We start from the raw sequence: 17,291 nt of genomic DNA, 5'->3' as shown, positions 1-17,291 counted from the left end.
AGGACTGGCTGGCATCGACCGGCGTCACCCCATCTTGGGACTGCGCAAAAATCAACTGCCCCTCTCACTCCGGCGGCCGAACACCCGGTTGGCGTCCCGGGGGGCTGGCCACCCTGACGCCGGTGGCCCCCCCTCCCCCAGCGCGCAAAAAGAGAGCCGGAGGCCGGAAATTTCCGGTCTCCGGCTCTCGCCGTACAGAAGCGCTCTCTATTTGCCTTCCAGCACCTGGGCCATCCGCTCCATGCACTCCTTGACAATGGAGCGGGGGCAGGCCACATTGATGCGCTCCCAGCCAATGCCCTCTTCGCCGAACATGTAACCCTCGTCCAGGGCGACCTTGGCCCGGCGCAGCATCAGCTCCTCCAGCTCCTCCTTGTCCTTGCAGTACTCTCTCAAGTCCAGCCAGACCAGGTAGGTGCCCTCGCAGTCGACCATGGTGGCTTTGGGAAGCCGCTCGGCCACAAACGCTTTGCAGAAGGCGATGTTGCCGTCGATGTAGGCGTTGACCTGGTTGAGCCAATCCTCGCTCTCGTTGTAGGCGGCGATCATGGCGGTGATGCCGAAGGGATTGGCAAATCCCACCGAGTTCTTGTCGCCGATGGTGTGCAGCCACTTCTCCTGGTACTCGGGGTTTTCGATGACGATGTTGGACAGCTGCATCCCCGCCAGGTTGAAGGTCTTGCTGGGGGCGGTGCAGACGATGATCCGGTCTTTGTACTCGGGGCAGGCCTTGAGCAGGGGGATGTGGGTGACCCCCTCCCGCACCAAGTCAAAGTGAATCTCGTCGGAGATGATCCACTTGTCGTACTTCTTGGCGATCTCCACCACCTGTTTCAGCTCGTCCAGGGTCCAGACCCGGCCCACCGGGTTGTGGGGGCTGCAGAGGATCATCCCCTTGACGCCGGGGTCGGCCATCTTCTTGTCCAGGTCCTCGTAGTCCATGGTGTAGCGGCCATCCTGATAGATCAGGGGGTTGTTGACCACCTTGCGGCCGTTGCCGAGGATGCTGTTGGTGAAGGGGTAGTAGACCGGGCGCTGAATGACAATGCCGTCCCCCTCTTCAGACAGGGCCTGGATCAGGTAACAGATGGCGGGCACCACGCCGGGGGAGAAGAAGACGTCCTCGGCCTTGACATCCCACCCGTGGCGGCGCTTGTACCAGCCGGTGACCGCCTCTTTATAGGTGGGGTTGTTGTAGACGGTATAGCCGAAGATCTTGCGGTCGATGCGCTTGTGCAGCGCGTCGATGATGGGGTCGGCGCAGGGGAAATCCATGTCCGCCACCCAGAGGGGCAGGGCGGACTGGTCGTCGCCGGGCATAAACTCCCACTTGGAGCTAAAGGTACCCTTGCGGTCAACGAGCTGGTCCAGATCGTACTTTCTCATCGCACACGTCTCCTTTTTTAGACGGCCGGGCCGCGCCGCCCCCATCTCGAGTGGGGGTGGTTCAGCACCGACAACGTTTAAGCTGCTTAAGTATTACCTGTTTCCATCCTATCGCCGCGGAAAGCGTTTGTCAATCGGTGCAGAGAGAAAACTCATTTTTCGGGGATTTCGCTAAAATCCCGGCGGCTTCTTTCCACATCCTGACGGAAGGAGGCGTTGAGGTGCTCCTGTATCGCCAGGTAGATCCGTAGCTCCCCGTCGGTAAAGTCCGCCAGATTGCGGCAGCTGCGCTGGTAACACTCCCTGTCAAAGCGCTCGTGATTTTCAAAGATGACCCAGCCGTGCTCGGTGAGCCCCAGATTTTGCTCCCGGTTGTTGCGGGCGTTTTTGGCCTGGGTCACCCATCCCTTCTCCCGCAGCCGGCGCACCATCTGCGAGCAGGCACTGGGAGTCTTTTGCAGCCTTGCCGCCAAATCGGTGACGGTGATGCCCGGACTGCGGCCGATGAGGGCGATGGTGTGGCTCTCGGCCTGGTAGAGGGTCTCGCCGCCGTAGCGGTGGGGCATGGCGTCGTACAGTTCCATCAGCTGGCAGCCCTCGTCCAGGGCGTCCAAAAGCTGCAAAAACAGGGCGTAGCGCCCCTCTTCGATCGGCGCCTCCATCCCGCCGCTCATGCCTCGGCCACCAGGGCGGGCAGCTCTTCGAGGCGGGTGATCTCATAGGTCACCGGCACCCCCAGGGAATTGGGCTTGCCCCCAGGGTTATACCAACAGGTGTCGATGCCGGCGTTTTGCCCCCCCATCATGTCGGAGGTGAGGGAGTCCCCCACCAGAAGGGCTGCCGAGCGGTCAAAGCCGGGGATGTGGGCGGCCACGTAGTCAAAGTACTCCCTCTGTGGTTTTTGGTAGCCGGTGTCCTCGGAGACAAAGATGTCGGCGATGTAGGGGGTGATGTCGCTGCCCTGCAACCGGCGGCGCTGGGTGCGGCTGACCCCGTTGGTCACCAGGTAGAGGGGGCAGTGCTGGGAAAGCCGGCGGCAGACGTCGGCCGCCCCGGGGATCGAGCAGCCCTGCTCCCCCAGGGCGTCCATGTAGGTGCGGTTGAAGTCCGCCCCCGAGTGGGGCAGCCCCAGTTCGGCGAAAAGCGCGTCAAATCGCTGGGACTGGAGTTTCTCCTTGCTGACCTCCCCCCGCTCAAACTGCTCCCACAGCCGGCTGTTGATGGCCTGATAGCGCGCCCGCACCGCCTCTGTCAGGGGCACTTCCCACCGCGCAAAGGCGCTCTGCAGGGCAATCTCCTCAGCCCGGTCGAAATCCAGCAGGGTGTTGTCGGCATCCAGCAGAAGAAAGCGGTATTTTGACAATGTTGGTTCCTCCCTTTTCCCCTCGCGGGGCGTCCTTTTTCTCGCACCCATTATACGGGATTTTCTCCCCTCACACAAGCGCGGGGGAAGGAGGGCGGTTAAACCGCCCGAAAACCAGTTCAAATTTTATTCATATTTCATCGTTTTGACCGCCCCTTTCCCTTTTCTTTGCCGCGGCGGCGCAGTATACTAAAAGGCAGAAATCGTCCGGCCGCGAACCGGCGGGGAGAGATCCCCGCCGGGGAACGCGGCCTTTTTGCGGCAGAAGAAAAACGGAGGGGGAAATGGCCATGTCAGAACAACAAGGGGAAGGAGCCGTCGCCAAAACGGTCAAGCGGGTACGGGGGTACCGCTACTCCCTGGTGCTGGAGGGGATCGCCGTGGGCGCCGTCGCCGGGCTGGTGGCCATTCTCTTCCGGCTGGCCATCCAGGGGGCCGACAGTCTGCGGGGCCAGGCCATCGCCTTTTGCCGGGGGCTGGGCGTCTGGGGGACGGCCCTCTGGCTTTTGGCCCTGGCCGGGGCGGCAGGGCTGGTGACCCTCCTTCTGCGGTGGGAGCCCTATATCTCCGGCTCGGGCATCCCCCAGGTGGAGGGGGAGATGGTCGGCCAGCTGCACCAGCGCTGGTGGCGGGTACTGCTGGCCAAGTTTGCCGGCGGGCTGCTCAGCCTGGGGGCCGGCCTCTCCCTGGGGCGGGAGGGCCCCTCCATCCAGCTGGGGGCCATGGCGGGCAAGGGCTTTTCCCGGCTGACCGCCCGCATCCGCACCGAGGAGAAGCTGCTCATGACCTGCGGCGCTTCGGCGGGTCTGGCCGCGGCCTTCAACGCCCCCTTTGCCGGGGTCCTCTTCTCCCTGGAGGAGGTGCACAAGAACTTCTCGCTGGACGTGCTGCTGCCGGCCATGTCCGCCTCCATCACCGCCGACTTCCTGTCCAAAAACATCTTCGGCCTAGAGCCGGTCTTTGACCTGTCGGTGCGGCAGATGCTCCCCATCCGCCACTATTGGGCGGTAGCTTTGCTGGGGGTCGCCCTGGGGCTGCTGGGGGTTCTCTACAACCGCTGCACCTCCCTGGCACAGGACCTCTACGCCCGCGTCCGGCCCGCCTACCTGCGCACCCTGATCCCCTTCTTGCTGGCCGGGGTGCTGGCCTTTGTCGCCCCCCAGCTGCTAGGGGGCGGCCACGCCCTGGTGGAGGGGATCGACCCCACCGCGACCCTGGGGGCGGTGGCCCTCCTCTTTTGCTGCAAATTTCTCTTCTCCATGGCCAGTTTCGGCGCGGGGGTACCGGGGGGCATCTTCCTTCCGCTGTTGGTCCTGGGCTCCCTGGTGGGGGCGGGCTTCTTCGCCGGGCTGGCCCCCTCCCTGGGATTGTCCCCCGAGATGGTGGACAACTTCGTCATCCTGGGGATGGCCGGGTACTTTGCCGCCATCGTCCGCGCGCCGGTGACCGGCATCCTCCTCATCAGCGAGATGACCGGCAGCTTTACCCACCTGCTCACCCTCTCCCTGGTCTCCCTGGTGGCCTACGCCACCGCCGACTTGCTGGGTTGCAAGCCGGTCTATGACCAGCTGCTGGAGCGGCTGCTCAAAAACCGGGGCCGCCCCCTGGAACCCACCGGCGAAAAGGTGCTGGTGGAAGCTCCCGTCTGCATGGGCTCCCCCGCCTGCGGCCGCACCCTCAGCCAGATCGACTGGCCCGCCGGCAGCCTGGTGGTCTCGGTTCGCCGGGGGGAGAGGGAGCTGGTGCCCGGCGGGGCCACCCTCCTCCTGCAGGGGGATCAGCTCTCCCTCCTCTGCGACGAGTCGGACATCCCCGCCGTGCGGGAGGCCATGGCCCGCTGGTGCGAGACCGCCGTCCGGGAGCACTGACCTCCCCCCACGAAGAGAGCCCCCCGACCGGCAAACACCTGCTGGTCGGGGGGCTCTCTTTTTCGGTCATGCCAGGCCCAACCGGTCCCAGACATTCCACCGCTCCAGATCGGCCAGGATGGAGGTGGGAAGCAGTTCCCCCATCTCCTCCCGGGTGGCCCAGCGGGCCTCCTGGTGCTCCTTTGACAGGGCCACCTCGCCCCCCGTCCAGTAGCAGGCGTAACCGAGAAGCACGATCTGCCGGTGGGGGGCCGGGTGGAAGGTGGTGGCGTAGAGCAGCTCTCCCGGCTCGACGGCCAGGCCGCTCTCCTCCTCGATCTCCCGCAGGAGAGCCTCCTCCAACTCCTCTCCAAAGCGAATTTTTCCGCCGGGAAACTCCCAGTTCCCCGGCCCGATCTCATCGCTGTCCGAGCGCCGGAGGATCAGGATCCTCTCCCCCCGGCGCACCATCCCCTTCAGCGCGGTGCGAATCTCCCATTCCACAGCCAGTTCCTCCCTTCTCTCCTCTATCGCGGCGTTCAGCCGCCAAATTCTGCCCGTTTGCAGCGGACACGGGGGAAGCGGTCATACGTCCCCTTCCCCGCCCGGCGTCAAAAACAGTTCACAGAGATGCCGCCTGCCCGCCTCTCCCGAAGGCGCGCTTTGGTTTTGCCGGCCGCGGCCCTCTTCACAAGATGGCTTCCAGCAGTCGCGCCTTCATGGCGGGGATGTGGATGGCCCGCACCACCGCGGCGTTGGCAGGGCGCCCGGCGGCGCCGGTCCAGTCAAACACCAACTGGCCCCTGTCCAGCCCCTCGCCGGTGTTGACATAGGAAAAACAGGGCAGGCTCTCCTTGACCAGTTCCGGCCAGAGGGCCACCGCCATGGCCACCGGGTCGGCCATGTCCAAACAGGGGGAGCCGAAGCGGCGGGCGTTGAGCGCCATCAAGCAGCGATTGCAGCGGATACACAGCCGGGCGCAGGGGCTGCCCTCCGCCAGCACCTTCTCGATCTCCTCCTCGGTGAGGACCGCCTCGCCGCAGCAGAGGTCCCACCCGGCGTAGAGCTGGGGGATGCCCGCGCGCAGCACCACGGCACAGGCCTCCGGGTCGGCCCAGATGTTGAACTCGGCCGTGGGGGTGACATTGCCCGGGCCAAAGCCGGATGAGCCCATCACCGTCAGCTGTTTGACCCAGCCGGCCACCCGCGGCTCCCGCAGCAGGGCCAGGGCCAGGTTGGTCAGCGGCCCCAGGGCCACAATCTCCAACTCCCCGGCAAAGCGCCGGGCCAGCTCGATGATGACATCGGCCCCGTGACCGGCGGCCAGGGGCATCTGCGGGTCGGGGACGCCCATGTCCCCCATCCCATCGCGGCCGTGGGTCTCATAGGCGTAGGTCAGCTCCCGCAGCATCGGCCCGCCGCAGCCCAGGTAGACCGGCGGTCGGGCGGGGCCCGCCCACTCGACGGCGATGCGGGCGTTGCGCCCGGCCTGTTCCAGCGGGACATTGCCCGCCACGGCGGTGATCGCCTCGACCCGGACCCCTGGGCAGTGCAGGGCCATGACAATGGCCACCGCATCGTCGGAGCCGGTGTCGGTGTCAATGAGGATATGTCGCACGGCATTTCCCTCCTCGCCTGTTTTTTCCATCATAGCATCCCCGGGGAAATCCTGCAATCGGCCCGCCGAAAAGGCGGCAAATCTGCCCCCCCTCTGCAAATTGCCGCGCTTTTTCTGCCCGATACACCTTTCTTGTCCCCTCAAATTCTGCTATAATAACAAATTAGACACACATCAAATCCATTACACATCTAAAGGAGGATATAAAATGAGTCAGAAGAACACATTTTATATTACAACGCCCATCTACTACCCGTCCGACAAGCTGCATATCGGACACAGCTACTGCACCGTCGCCACCGACGTCATGGCGCGGTACAAGCGAATGCAGGGGTTTGATGTGATGTTTTTGACCGGCACCGACGAGCACGGCCTGAAAATCGAGCAGAAGGCCAAGGCCGCCGGGGTCACCCCCCAGCAGTATGTGGACGAGATCGTCGCCGGGATTCAGGATCTGTGGAAGCTGATGAACATCTCCAACGACCGCTTCATCCGCACCACCGACGACTACCACGTGGAGTCGGTACAGAAGATCTTCCGCAAGCTCTACGACCAGGGCGACATCTACAAGTCGGTCTACAAGGGCAAGTACTGCACCCCCTGTGAGTCCTTCTGGACCGAGAGCCAGCTGGTGGACGGCAAGTGCCCCGACTGCGGCCGGGAGGTGGTGGACGCCGAGGAGGAGGCCTACTTCTTCAAGCTGTCCAAGTACGCCGACCGGCTGGTGAAATACTACGAGGAACACCCCGACTTCATCTCCCCCGAGTCCCGCCTCAACGAGATGGTCAACAACTTTATAAAGCCCGGGCTGGAGGACACCTGTGTCTCCCGCACCACCTTCAACTGGGGCGTCCCGGTAGACTTTGACCCGGGGCACGTGGTCTACGTCTGGATCGACGCCCTCTCCAACTACATCACCGCCCTGGGCTACGGCAACGACCGCTACCACGACTTTGACAAGTACTGGCCCGCCGACGTGCAGTTTGTGGGCAAGGAGATCACCCGCTTTCACACCATCATCTGGCCGGCCATGCTGATGGCGCTGGACCTGCCCCTGCCCAAAAAGGTGTACGGCCACGGCTGGCTGCTCATCGACGGCGGGAAGATGAGCAAGTCCTTCGGCAATGTGGTGGACCCGGAGATCCTCTGCAACCGCTACGGGGTCGACGCCCTGCGCTACTTCTTAATGCGGGAATTCCCCTTCGGCTCGGACGGCAACTTCACCAATGAGCTGCTCATCAGCCGCATCAACGCCGACCTGGCCAACGACCTGGGCAACCTGGTCAGCCGCACCGTGGCCATGGTCGAAAAGTACTTTGGCGGCAAACTTCCCGCCGGGCGGCAGGCCGATCCCCTGGACGACGAGCTCATCTCCCTGGCCACCGGCCTGAAGGCCGCCTACGAGGAGCAGATGGAGCAGTATGCCTTCCAGTCGGCCCTGATCGAGGTCTTCAAGGTGGTCAGCCGCACCAACAAGTACATCGACGAGACCGCCCCCTGGGTGCTCTGCAAGGACGAGGCCAACCGGGACCGGCTGGCGACCGTCCTCTACAACCTCTTGGAGGGCATCCGCATCTGCGCCCAGCTGCTGACCCCCTTCATGCCCCAGACGGTGGAGAAGATCTTTGCCCAGATCGGCGCGGGCGAGGCCGAGACCGGCTACGACAACGCCGGCGTCTTCGGGGTGCTGCCCGCCGAGGTGCAGGTGCACAAGGGCGAGACCCTCTTTCCCCGCATCGACGCCAAAAAGGAGCTGGCCGCCCTCGAGGCCGAGCAGAAGGCCAAACAGGCCGCCGCCCCGGCGGAGAAGCCCGCCGCGGAAAAAGAGGAGAAGGTCCCCGGCGTCATCACCATCGACGACTTTGGCAAGGTGCAGCTGCTGCCCTGCAAGGTGCTGGACTGCCAGCCGGTAAAGGGGAGCGACAAGCTGCTGAAATTCCAGCTGGACGACGGCGGCAAGGGCCGCCAGGTGGTCTCGGGGATCGCCAAGTGGTACCGGCCCGAAGAGCTCGTCGGCAAGACGGTGTTGGTGGTTGCCAACCTCAAACCGGTCAAGCTGCGGGGCGAACTCAGCGAGGGGATGATCCTCTCGGCGGAAAAGGGCGACTCGATCCAGATTCTCCTGCTGGGCGACAACATCGCCCCCGGCAGCAGCGTCTGCTAGCAAAAAAACACCCGGGAAGGGGGCGGGCGAGAGAGCCCGCCCCCTTCTCTTGCGACAACTGTCTGGAGGATTGACTGTGCAACCGATCTTTGACTCACATGCCCACTACGACGACGAGCGCTTTGACCCCGACCGGGAGGAGCTGATCGCCGCCCTGGCCAGCAGCGGGGTGGAACTGGTGCTCAACGCCGCCTGTGACCTGCCCTCCTGTGAGAGTTCCCTCGCCCTGACCCGCCGCTACCCCTTTTTCTACTGCAGCGTGGGGGTGCACCCCCACGCCGCGCAGGAGGTGGCGGGGAGCGACTATCTGCGCTATCTGGAACGCGCCGCCCGGAAAAACGAAAAGGCGGTGGCCATCGGGGAGATCGGGCTGGACTACCACTACGACTTCTCCCCCCGGGAGGTGCAGAAGGCAGTCTTTGAGGAGCAGATGGCCCTGGCCGAGGCGCTGGACCTGCCGGTGATCATCCACAGCCGGGAGGCGTCGGCCGACACCCTGGAGATCGTTCGCCGCCACCGCTGCCGCGGGGTGGTGCACTGCTTCTCCGGCTCGGCCGAGACTGCCCGGGAGTACCTGAAACTGGGCTATCACATCGGCTTCACCGGCTCGGTGACCTTCAAAAACGCCAAGAAGCCGGTGGAGGCGGCCGCTCAGGTGCCCCTGGAGAGGCTCCTCATCGAGACCGACTGCCCCTACATGGCCCCGGTGCCCCTGCGGGGAAAGCGCTGTGACTCCCGGATGATCCCCCACACCGCCGCCCGGCTGGCCGAGATCAAGGGGGTGGAGGCAGACGACATTCTGCGGCTCACCAATGAAAACGCCCGCCGCCTCTTTGCCATTCCCAATCAGTAGTATAATTATTTTAATTTAATACAATTAGTATTATTTTGCTGTCAAAAAGAGCAGGGCCCGCCCAGTGCGGGTCCTGCTCTCTTTCTCTTTTATTAGGCAGCGGCGGGGGCGGCTGCGTCCCCGCTGGTGGTGTCTTCCTGGGGGGTGTTCTCGGTGCCGGGGGCGGGAGTGGTCGTGCCGTCCCCTGCGGCGGGAGTGCTGGAAGAGGCGCTGCTGCCCCCCTTCTTCTGCTCTCTCTTCACCACCTCGTCCTCGGCCGCCTCGGCGATGGAGTGGATGACGTAGTTGCCGTCACTGGTCTTGGAGAGGGTGTAGATCATGGTCTTGTCGACCTCGGGCTGGTAGATATTCCCGTCGGCGTCACCGGTCCAGCCGCTGCCCGCAGCCACATAGCCCACCGTCAGGCGGATGGTCTTCCCCTTCTTCTCCATCTTGGAGACCAGGGGGGTGTAGTAGCCCATCAGGCCGGTTGCAGGCAGCCGGTAGCACTGGGTGGCGGTGTCGTACTGAAACTTCATGGTGTCATCGCCAAAGCTCTTGTGCTCCAACTTGATGTCGTTGCCGTAGAGCTTGGCGCCGTATAGGTCGACATCGGCCGCCGGCAGCAGCACCGCGCCGGTCTGGTCGGTGGCGTAGCGGCTGGTGTCCTCGTTTTTCAGCACCGCCCAGACCGCCGACTGCAGCAAAAAGTCGGGGTTTGCCTGGTCGGGGGCGTCAAAGGGGACCGGGTCAAGCATGACCACCGGCTCAATAAACCTCTGGTACTCCAGCCGCTTGTCGCTGTCGTCCAGGAGAAGCTGCACCCCTTTGGTGCCCAAAAACACCAAAAAGGCAACCCCTAAGACCGCCAGCCCCAGAATGGTGTATCCCGCCAGGCGGGCCTTTCCCTTCTTGGAAAGCTTGTGTTTGCGTGCAGACAAAAGATCAGCTCCTATCGAATTTGGCCGTCACCCTGCAGGATGTATTTGTGGGTGGTCAGTTGTTCCAGTCCCATGGGGCCCCGGGCGTGCAGCTTCTGGGTGGAGATGCCGATCTCCGCCCCCATGCCAAACTCCCCGCCGTCGGTAAAGCGGGTCGAGGCGTTGACATAGACCGCCGCCGCGTCGATCCGGCGGCAGAAGGCGCGGCTCTTCTCGTAGTCCCGGGTGACAATGCACTCGCTGTGGCCGGTGGTGTAGCGCTGAATGTGGGCGACGGCCTCTTCAAAGCCGTCCACCACCTTGATGGCGACGACGTAGTCCAAAAACTCGTTCTCCCAGTCGTCCTCGGCGGCGGGAACGGCCCGCCCGCCCAGGATGGCACAGGTCTCAGGGCAGCCGCGAATCTCCACCCGGGGGGCGGCGTCCATCCGCTCGGCGATCATGGGCAGCCATTGGGCGGCCACCGACCGGTCCACCAAAAAGGTCTCGGCCGCGTTGCAGACCGAGGGGCGGGAGACCTTGGCGTTGTAAGCAATGTCGGCAGCCATCTCCAGGTCGGCCGTGCCCTCCACATAGATGTGGCAGTTGCCGGTGCCGGTCTCAATGACCGGGACGGTGGCGTTTTCCACCACGGCCCGAATCAGCCCCGCGCCGCCGCGGGGGATCAGCACGTCCAGGTAGCCGTTTAACTTCATAAAGGCGCCGGTGGTCTCGCGGGCGCTGTCCTCGATGAGCTGAACGAAATCGGGATTTTGCCCGGCGGCGGCCAGGGCCGCCCGCACCGAGGCGACGACGGCCCGGTTGGAGCGAAGGGCTTCCTTGCCGCCCTTGAGGATGACCGCGTTGGAGGACTTGAGACAGAGGGCCGCCGCGTCCAGGGTGACGTTGGGCCGCGCCTCGTAGATGATGCCGCAGACCCCCAGGGGGGTGGAGACCTTGGTCATCTCCAACCCGCTGGGCAGCCGCTGGCCCCCCAGCACCCGGCCCACCGGGTCGGGCAGGGCCGCCACCTGTTCAGCGGCGTCGGCCATGGCCAGCACCCGCTGCTCATTCAAAAGCAGCCGGTCGATGAGGGACTCGCTGATCCCCGCCTCCCGGGCAGCGGCCACGTCCTCGCCATTGGCCTGCAGGATGGCCGCGCAGTCGTCGCGCACCCCCTGGGCCACGGCGGCCAGCAGCCGGTTTTTCTCCCCGCTGTCCAGCAGGGCCAATTGGCGGGCCGCCGCCTTGGCGCGGCTGCCGAGGGCTGTCAAATCGGTCATTTCTCTCCCTCCTGTCCCACAAAGGTGGTCCCCACCGGCTTGCCGTCAAAGACGTCGTAGAGGAGCCGGGGGTCCCCGCCGTTGATGATGACCATGTCGCCGCCGGTGGCGGTGAAGATTTCGGCGGCGTGGATCTTGGTGACCATGCCGCCGGTGCCCCGGCGGCTGCCGGCCCCGCCGGCCATGGCCCGCACCCGCTCGTCGATTTTCTCGACCCGGCGGATGATCTGGGCAGTGGGATCCTGTCGGGGATCCTTGTCAAAGAGTCCGTCGATGTCGGACATGATGATCAGCTTGTCGGCGCCCACCAACTCCCCCACCATGGCCGAGAGGGCGTCGTTGTCGCCAAACTTGATCTCGTCGGTGGAGATGGTGTCGTTTTCGTTGATGATGGGGATGACGTCCAGTTCCAACAGCCGGTTCAGGGTGTTGCGGGCGTTGTGCCGGCGCTCGTCCTGGTCGATGATGTCCCGGGTCAAAAGCACCTGGGAGACCACGTGGTTGTAGACCGAAAAGCGCTTGTCGTACATGTACATCAGCTCGCACTGCCCCACTGCGGCCGCCGCCTGCTTGGAGGGGATGTCGGTGGGCCGGTCGCGCATCTGCAGCTTGCTCATCCCCACGCCGATGGCGCCGGAGGAGACCAGGATCACCTGCTTGCCCGAATTTTTGATGTCGGAAATGGCCTCGACCAGGGCCTCGATGCGGCGGATGTTCAGGTGGCCGGTACTGTATGTAAGGGTGGAGGTCCCCACCTTGATGACCACGCGGTCGGGAATGCGCTGCACGAAAACTCCTCCTTTTCACAGAGAGCGGTGGTTGTTCGGAGACAGGCCGTCCCTCCCGGCCCGCGCTCAGGCGGAGGGAAACGGCAGCCCCTGCCAGTAAATTGCCATCATTATAGCATACCCCCTGCCAAAAAGCAAAGCGCCGCCGGCCGGGATGGGGCCGCCTAAGGCCGTTTCCTAGAGGGGAGAGCCAAGGGTGCAGCCCACGGGAGAACCCCTGGATATAGACCGCACTCCGGGGCTTTTAAAGGCGGGCACCCCCCTCCCCTGAAAGGGGAAACAAGCCCCTTTGCCGCAGTGGCCCGCTGGGTGCAGCATCCCCCGAGGGCAAACGGGGTTCCTCGGGCCGATGGGAGGGGGAACTTTGTCGGGGCTCCCCCTTGCCCTGCCCCAAGGCGCCCCTCTTCGGCTTTCGGCGCCCTGTCGAAAGAGCCCCCCACCGCCTGCTTCCAGAACGGATGGACTCCCACACCGCAGATTTTCCCCAGTGCCCATACGGAAAAATCCCCCTGCCAGTATGCAGCAGGGGGATTTCGGTTTACCGCTCGTATTTTTTCTTTCTGCTGTAAAGGGCAGTGCCGGTCAGGGCAGCACCGGCAGCCAGCATAACCGCAAGCCAAAGGGTGATATTGCTGTTCTCTCCGGTCTGCGGGTCGCCCGTGCCATCGTTCGGCTGGGAGGGCGTTGTCGGGTCCGGCTGGTAATTCGGATCGGCCGCACCACAGACTGTACATCTGCCGTCCGCATAGGTATGGGCGAGCTTGGCGAGCTTCAGCTCCTCTGCGGTCTTTTCCTCCCCGTCGATGAAGTCTTTCCCGCACACACTGCAGTGCTGGTGGGCTTTTGTTCCCTCTTCCGCACAGGTGGCTTCCCGCGCTGCAACGTCTTCCAGCTTGTGGGCGGCAGGAATGATCTGCACATCCTTTTTTTCTGTACAGCCAGGGGTGGTGCAGTGTATCGACTTGCTCCCATCTTCCGTACAGGTGGCTTCCTGGTCGATCGTGTACTCGGTATCCCACACGTGGGCGGTTGCAGTTTCGCCAACTTCAACGGTATCGCCGTTGACGGTCATATCTTTTCCAGTGCTGTTGGTTATCTCTACGCCCTCGGGGACCGCGATAACTACATCGTCCGCCACTTTTGTGAATGCTATTTTGTCACCGGCTTCCAGCGCTTTAACGGCATTCTCCACAGCTGTTTTCCCGATAATAAATGCTGTTTTGCCGCCGGCAGCCACGGTTGCCCGCGTATCGCTATTAACGATATTTTCTGCAATGTCGGAGGAGAAGCTCCCACCGGTCACCTCAACCACATTGCCCGCTTCAGCCCATTCATCCTCCGTCTTATTTGTATTGTTAAACGAATACGCCTTGACTGCCTCCACATCTGCTGCGGAATTGAAAACGCCGTTTTCTATGTTGACAGTACCCAATTCCTTATATCCGTCGCGATTGACAATCGATACGGCCGCCCCGTCTGCGATGGGGCCGTCGCCGTCTGTCTTTGCCTGCGGCCGGCCCGTCACTGCAATTGCAGTCTCGCCTGCCACTGTGAGACTGCCCGAACAAACCTGCACGCCTGCGTGCTTGGCATTGATAACCGAATTGTCGATCGTCACCTCGCCGTCCGACGGGAAGTAGATACCAAAACCGTTTTTCACATTGAGTGTAGCGTTTTTAAGCGTCACTTTATTGCCGGTTTCAGTGCCATTCGTAACGATACCGCATGCATCTCCCGGCACCGTCAGCTCTACTCCGTCAAGCACAAGCCCTCTGTTGTTCATATTGCTTGCAGTTGGCGCGCCGATCAAATGAGCGCCGTCGGCCGCTTCATTGGCAACAACAACTTTACCGTTTTTTACAGTAAATGTTACATTGGGATGGTTCACATCAATGGCAGCGGTGTCAGCGGTATACGTGTAGGTGTGACCGTCTAAATCGAGAACCGCGTCTTTAGAGCCGGAATGGATTTTGTCAGGTCCTTTGTAATCGTGCAGCAAGGTTATGTTGCCGTCTGCCGACTTGTTTGCCGCATTTGCATAGTCGCCGTAAATATACCTGTTTCCATCCGCCTCTTTTACTGAAAACCCGCCGTTTGGCACCAACTTGCGGGCGCTCTCTGTATCCAACAATTTGGCGCCTGTTCCCAAGTCAATTCCAAGGGGATCCGTACCGGCAGTTAGATTCTTAAAAGCAATATCCCCCTCCAACTTGACTACTTGCAAATACCTGCTATCGCCGCTACCTGTTCTGATCTGCTCATAAGAACTGGTTAAGACAGACTGTTTACCTCCACTGTTTTTTATCGTCACAGTGCAATCGCGCGCACCAGAATAGCCCGCACTTACACTCAATGCAAATCCGTTTGAAGAATCTGTTTTATGGCATGTGACGCTACACCCATTCAAATCCACTGTAATATCGCGTGCAGTTTTGGGTATCGTTATGCCCCAATCACCGCTGTAGTCCTTCAAAAGTTTGAATGTATAACCATCCTTCATGGCCTTTTGTGCGTCAGTTTTTACCGCATACTGTGTTGCGTTTCCCTCTGTGTCAATCACCTCAAACGCAGCGTCATCCGCCGCAAAGGCCGTTATCGGCACGAGCATGAGCGCCATGCAGATCGCCAGCAAGATACCCAAACACTTCTGCTTTGTTTTCATTGGCTTTCCCTTCCTTGTTTAAACTTGATTATAAAATTTCTACAGCATAAAAAAGCATACCCTACCTGCTGCAAGCAGACGGAGTACACCCTTTAAAATCAATTAACATGTTAAGAAAAACCGCTTGACAAGGGGGGCAGACCGGGTTGGACTGCCGATCGCCGCTCCTGCCCTCTGCTGTCATTTTTGTCAAGCCTCCTTTCAAATCTCAACAAATACACACTACCACAGCCACCCGCTTTTTTCAAGAGATTCCGCAAACTTGTCCCCCCTGCAAAGCATTGCCAAAGCAGACGCCCGTTCCGGCGCAGGCGCAAAAAAACACACCACACAAAGTGAGATGTGCAACTTGAAAGCGGCAACCCGCCGCTGGGTTGGGGTGACAAAATAGATACCAACCACAAGTGGGAAAGTAGACCCATAAACAAAGAAAAAACCCCGAACGCAGCTTGCGCGTCGAGGTTCTCGACTGGCGCGCTTGAAGGGATTCGAACCCCCGGCTTCATCCTTAGGAGGGATGCACTCTATCCAGCTGAGTTACAAGCGCAGAGCAAAAGGGTCTCCCCGGCCCGCGCTGCGGAATGGGGGACTGTATATTATTATAGCAGACTCACCACCCAAAAGCAATGCCCGCCCCACAGGAGGCGTTAAGAAAGCGTTAAGAGAAGAAAAAGAAGCCTAAACTTGTTGTAAAGAAAATGGGGATTTGCTATACTGATAGGCAGTTCGCTCCGGCGGGGAAGCCCATTTTCCCCCGCCCCGAGCGCCGTTTCAGCGATTCGATAGGCAAATTTTTGAAAGAGAAGAGAGATTGCTGTCATGTCGGAACAAACGGTCGAAAAAAAGGTCAAGAAACCGCTCTCCCCCACCCAGATCATCGTCGCCAGCTTCCTGTTGGTCATCACCGTGGGGGGGTTGCTTCTCTGCCTGCCCCTCTCCTCGCGCAGCGGGGAGTTCACCCCCTTTTTGGACGCCCTGTTCACCGCCACCTCGGCCACCTGCGTCACCGGGCTGATCGTGGTGGACACCTACCTGCACTTCAGCTTTTTCGGGCAGCTGGTCATCCTCTGCCTGATTCAGATCGGCGGCCTGGGGCTCATCACCTTTGTCACCTTTTTCAGTGTGGCGGTGGGCAAAAAGATGCGCTTCAAAAACATGTCCTTGGCGCAGGAGTCCATCAGCGCCTCCTCGGTCAGCGGACTGCCCCACCTGGTGCGAATGGTGGTCAAGGCCTCCCTGCTCATCGAGGGCTGCGGCACCCTGCTGCTCTGTCTCAGCTTCATCCCCCGCTATGGCTTTTTCCAGGGGCTGTGGACCTCCTTTTTCCTGGCGGTGTCGGCCTTCTGCAACGCGGGTTTTGACATTTTGGGCCACGAGGGGGCTTACAGCAGCCTGATTCACTACACCGGCGACCCCATCGTCATCGGCACCATCAGCGCCCTGATCGTCATCGGCGGCCTGGGCTTTCTGGTCTGGGCAGACCTCTACGGTCTCCGCCACACCAAAAAGCTGCGGCTGCACACCAAAATTGTCCTCTTCATCACCGCCCTCCTCATCCTGTTGGGCACCCTTCTCTTCTGCGTGCTGGAGTGGAACAACCCCGCCACCATGGGGCCCCTCTCCATCCCCGAAAAGCTGGGGGCCGGGCTCTTTCAGTCCATCTCCTGCCGGACGGCGGGCTTTAACTCCATCGATCTGGGTGCCATGTCGGGCTTTACCAAATTGGTGGCCAGCATCCTGATGTTCATCGGCGCGGGCCCCGCCTCCACCGGCGGCGGCATCAAGGTCACCACCTTCGCCGTCATCGTCATGACCATCCTGAGTTTTTCCTCCGGGCGGGAGAACACCGTCATTCTCAAGCGGCGAATCGACCACAAGACCGTCTACAAGGCCCTCACCATCTCCGCACTGGCCCTGGTGGTGGTCTTCATCACCTCCTCGGTGATGTTCTACTCCATCCCCCGCAGCGAGTTCAACACCCCCATCAACGCCATCTTCGAGGCCTGCTCGGCCTTTGGCACCGTGGGCCTCTCCGACGGGCTCACCGGCGAGGGCAACGCCCTCACCCACATCATCACCATGCTCGCCATGTTCATCGGCCGGGTCGGGCCCGCCTCCCTCGCCATCTCCCTGGCCTCCGGCCGGGGCGGGCGCAAGAAAAACCAGGTCATGCCCGAGGGCAAGGTCTTGGTGGGCTAATTTCTCAAAAGAAGCCAAAAAGCGGCGAGCGCATGCTCGCCGCTTTTTTCGCAATTTTTACCCCTTCAAGCTTCCCTCTTCTTTTGGGGGATGGGACCGAGGGCAGCCACCCAATCACACCAGGCGGGAACAGAAAAAGCCAACTGACTTTTTTGCATCTGCCGCAGCAATTTTCCCCTTTTCGCCGGGAACTGTGTTATACTAGAGGGGAATTTGCGGCGCGGAAGAG

Annotated in this window: 13 protein-coding genes and 1 tRNA gene; 4 read left to right on the top strand and 10 right to left on the bottom strand. The window is 61.8% G+C overall.

Going from position 1 to position 17,291, the window contains the following annotated elements:
• Positions 1–207: 207 nt before the first annotated feature.
• The 3 genes from HJY11_RS05735 to HJY11_RS05725 form a co-directional block, all read right to left on the bottom strand.
• Positions 208–1,386, bottom strand: coding sequence for a MalY/PatB family protein (locus HJY11_RS05735; RefSeq protein ID WP_208075026.1), 1,179 nt, complete (start codon positions 1,384–1,386; stop codon positions 208–210).
• Positions 1,387–1,538: 152 nt separating this feature from the next.
• Entirely contained in the window at positions 1,539–2,060 is a 522-nt protein-coding gene (locus HJY11_RS05730; protein WP_243764212.1) for a MarR family winged helix-turn-helix transcriptional regulator, read from the bottom strand.
• On the bottom strand, positions 2,057–2,749 hold the full coding sequence (locus HJY11_RS05725) for a YjjG family noncanonical pyrimidine nucleotidase (RefSeq protein ID WP_208075025.1): 693 nt from the start codon (positions 2,747–2,749) through the stop codon (positions 2,057–2,059). The genes HJY11_RS05730 and HJY11_RS05725 overlap by 4 nt, the downstream gene beginning before the upstream one ends.
• A gap of 290 nt (positions 2,750–3,039) precedes the next feature.
• Here HJY11_RS05725 and HJY11_RS05720 point away from each other — a divergent pair, with 290 nt between their 5' ends.
• On the top strand, positions 3,040–4,617 hold the full coding sequence (locus HJY11_RS05720) for a ClC family H(+)/Cl(-) exchange transporter (protein ID WP_208075024.1): 1,578 nt from the start codon (positions 3,040–3,042) through the stop codon (positions 4,615–4,617).
• A 66-nt stretch (positions 4,618–4,683) separates the two neighbouring features.
• Here the strand turns inward: HJY11_RS05720 and HJY11_RS05715 are convergent, their stop codons facing one another.
• On the bottom strand, positions 4,684–5,100 hold the full coding sequence (locus tag HJY11_RS05715; protein ID WP_208075023.1) for an NUDIX domain-containing protein: 417 nt from the start codon (positions 5,098–5,100) through the stop codon (positions 4,684–4,686).
• A gap of 184 nt (positions 5,101–5,284) precedes the next feature.
• Positions 5,285–6,214 carry a nucleoside hydrolase gene (locus HJY11_RS05710; protein ID WP_208075022.1) on the bottom strand — a complete coding sequence of 310 codons (930 nt, stop codon included), beginning with the start codon at positions 6,212–6,214 and terminating at the stop codon, positions 5,285–5,287.
• A gap of 208 nt (positions 6,215–6,422) precedes the next feature.
• On the opposite strand from HJY11_RS05710, the gene metG reads away from it, so the two are divergent.
• Complete coding sequence (metG, locus tag HJY11_RS05705) at positions 6,423–8,378, top strand: methionine--tRNA ligase (RefSeq protein WP_208075021.1); 1,956 nt, start codon at positions 6,423–6,425, stop codon at positions 8,376–8,378.
• Positions 8,379–8,454: 76 nt separating this feature from the next.
• Positions 8,455–9,231, top strand: a complete 777-nt coding sequence (locus HJY11_RS05700) for a TatD family hydrolase (RefSeq protein WP_208075020.1) — start codon at positions 8,455–8,457, stop codon at positions 9,229–9,231.
• Positions 9,232–9,323: 92 nt separating this feature from the next.
• On the opposite strand, the gene HJY11_RS05695 is transcribed toward HJY11_RS05700, so the two are convergent.
• The 5 genes from HJY11_RS05695 to HJY11_RS05675 all read right to left on the bottom strand — a co-directional run bounded on the left by HJY11_RS05695 (position 9,324) and on the right by HJY11_RS05675 (position 15,410).
• Positions 9,324–10,151 carry a hypothetical protein gene (locus HJY11_RS05695; RefSeq protein WP_208075019.1) on the bottom strand — a complete coding sequence of 276 codons (828 nt, stop codon included), beginning with the start codon at positions 10,149–10,151 and terminating at the stop codon, positions 9,324–9,326.
• Between the two features lie 11 nt (positions 10,152–10,162).
• Positions 10,163–11,413: a glutamate-5-semialdehyde dehydrogenase gene (locus HJY11_RS05690; protein WP_208075018.1), complete on the bottom strand. Its 1,251-nt coding sequence runs from the start codon at positions 11,411–11,413 to the stop codon at positions 10,163–10,165.
• A complete protein-coding gene (proB, locus tag HJY11_RS05685; RefSeq protein WP_208075017.1) occupies positions 11,410–12,201 on the bottom strand; it encodes a glutamate 5-kinase in 792 nt (263 codons plus the stop codon). The genes HJY11_RS05690 and proB overlap by 4 nt, the downstream gene beginning before the upstream one ends.
• Positions 12,202–12,739: 538 nt before the next feature.
• Positions 12,740–14,863: an LPXTG cell wall anchor domain-containing protein gene (locus tag HJY11_RS05680; protein ID WP_208075016.1), complete on the bottom strand. Its 2,124-nt coding sequence runs from the start codon at positions 14,861–14,863 to the stop codon at positions 12,740–12,742.
• Positions 14,864–15,333: 470 nt separating this feature from the next.
• Positions 15,334–15,410, bottom strand: a tRNA-Arg gene (locus HJY11_RS05675).
• 272 nt (positions 15,411–15,682) lie between these two features.
• Here HJY11_RS05675 and HJY11_RS05670 point away from each other — a divergent pair.
• Entirely contained in the window at positions 15,683–17,062 is a 1,380-nt protein-coding gene (locus tag HJY11_RS05670; RefSeq protein ID WP_208075015.1) for a TrkH family potassium uptake protein, read from the top strand.
• Positions 17,063–17,291 lie beyond the last annotated feature (229 nt).

The organism is Bittarella massiliensis (ex Durand et al. 2017), from assembly GCF_017566145.1.
Lineage (GTDB): Bacteria > Bacillota > Clostridia > Oscillospirales > Ruminococcaceae > Bittarella > Bittarella massiliensis_A.
This window is presented reverse-complemented; position numbering and strand designations above follow the sequence as displayed.

Excerpts from the sequence above, each read along its gene's own strand:
- HJY11_RS05720 (WP_208075024.1), top strand. The coding sequence starts at position 3,040 with ATGTCAGAACAACAAGGGGAAGGAGCCGTCGCCAAAACGGTCAAGCGG.
- metG (WP_208075021.1), top strand. The coding sequence starts at position 6,423 with ATGAGTCAGAAGAACACATTTTATATTACAACGCCCATCTACTACCCG.
- HJY11_RS05690 (WP_208075018.1), bottom strand. The coding sequence starts at position 11,413 with ATGACCGATTTGACAGCCCTCGGCAGCCGCGCCAAGGCGGCGGCCCGC.
- HJY11_RS05680 (WP_208075016.1), bottom strand. The coding sequence starts at position 14,863 with ATGAAAACAAAGCAGAAGTGTTTGGGTATCTTGCTGGCGATCTGCATG.
- HJY11_RS05730 (WP_243764212.1), bottom strand. The coding sequence starts at position 2,060 with ATGAGCGGCGGGATGGAGGCGCCGATCGAAGAGGGGCGCTACGCCCTG.
- HJY11_RS05735 (WP_208075026.1), bottom strand. The coding sequence starts at position 1,386 with ATGAGAAAGTACGATCTGGACCAGCTCGTTGACCGCAAGGGTACCTTT.
- HJY11_RS05670 (WP_208075015.1), top strand. The coding sequence starts at position 15,683 with ATGTCGGAACAAACGGTCGAAAAAAAGGTCAAGAAACCGCTCTCCCCC.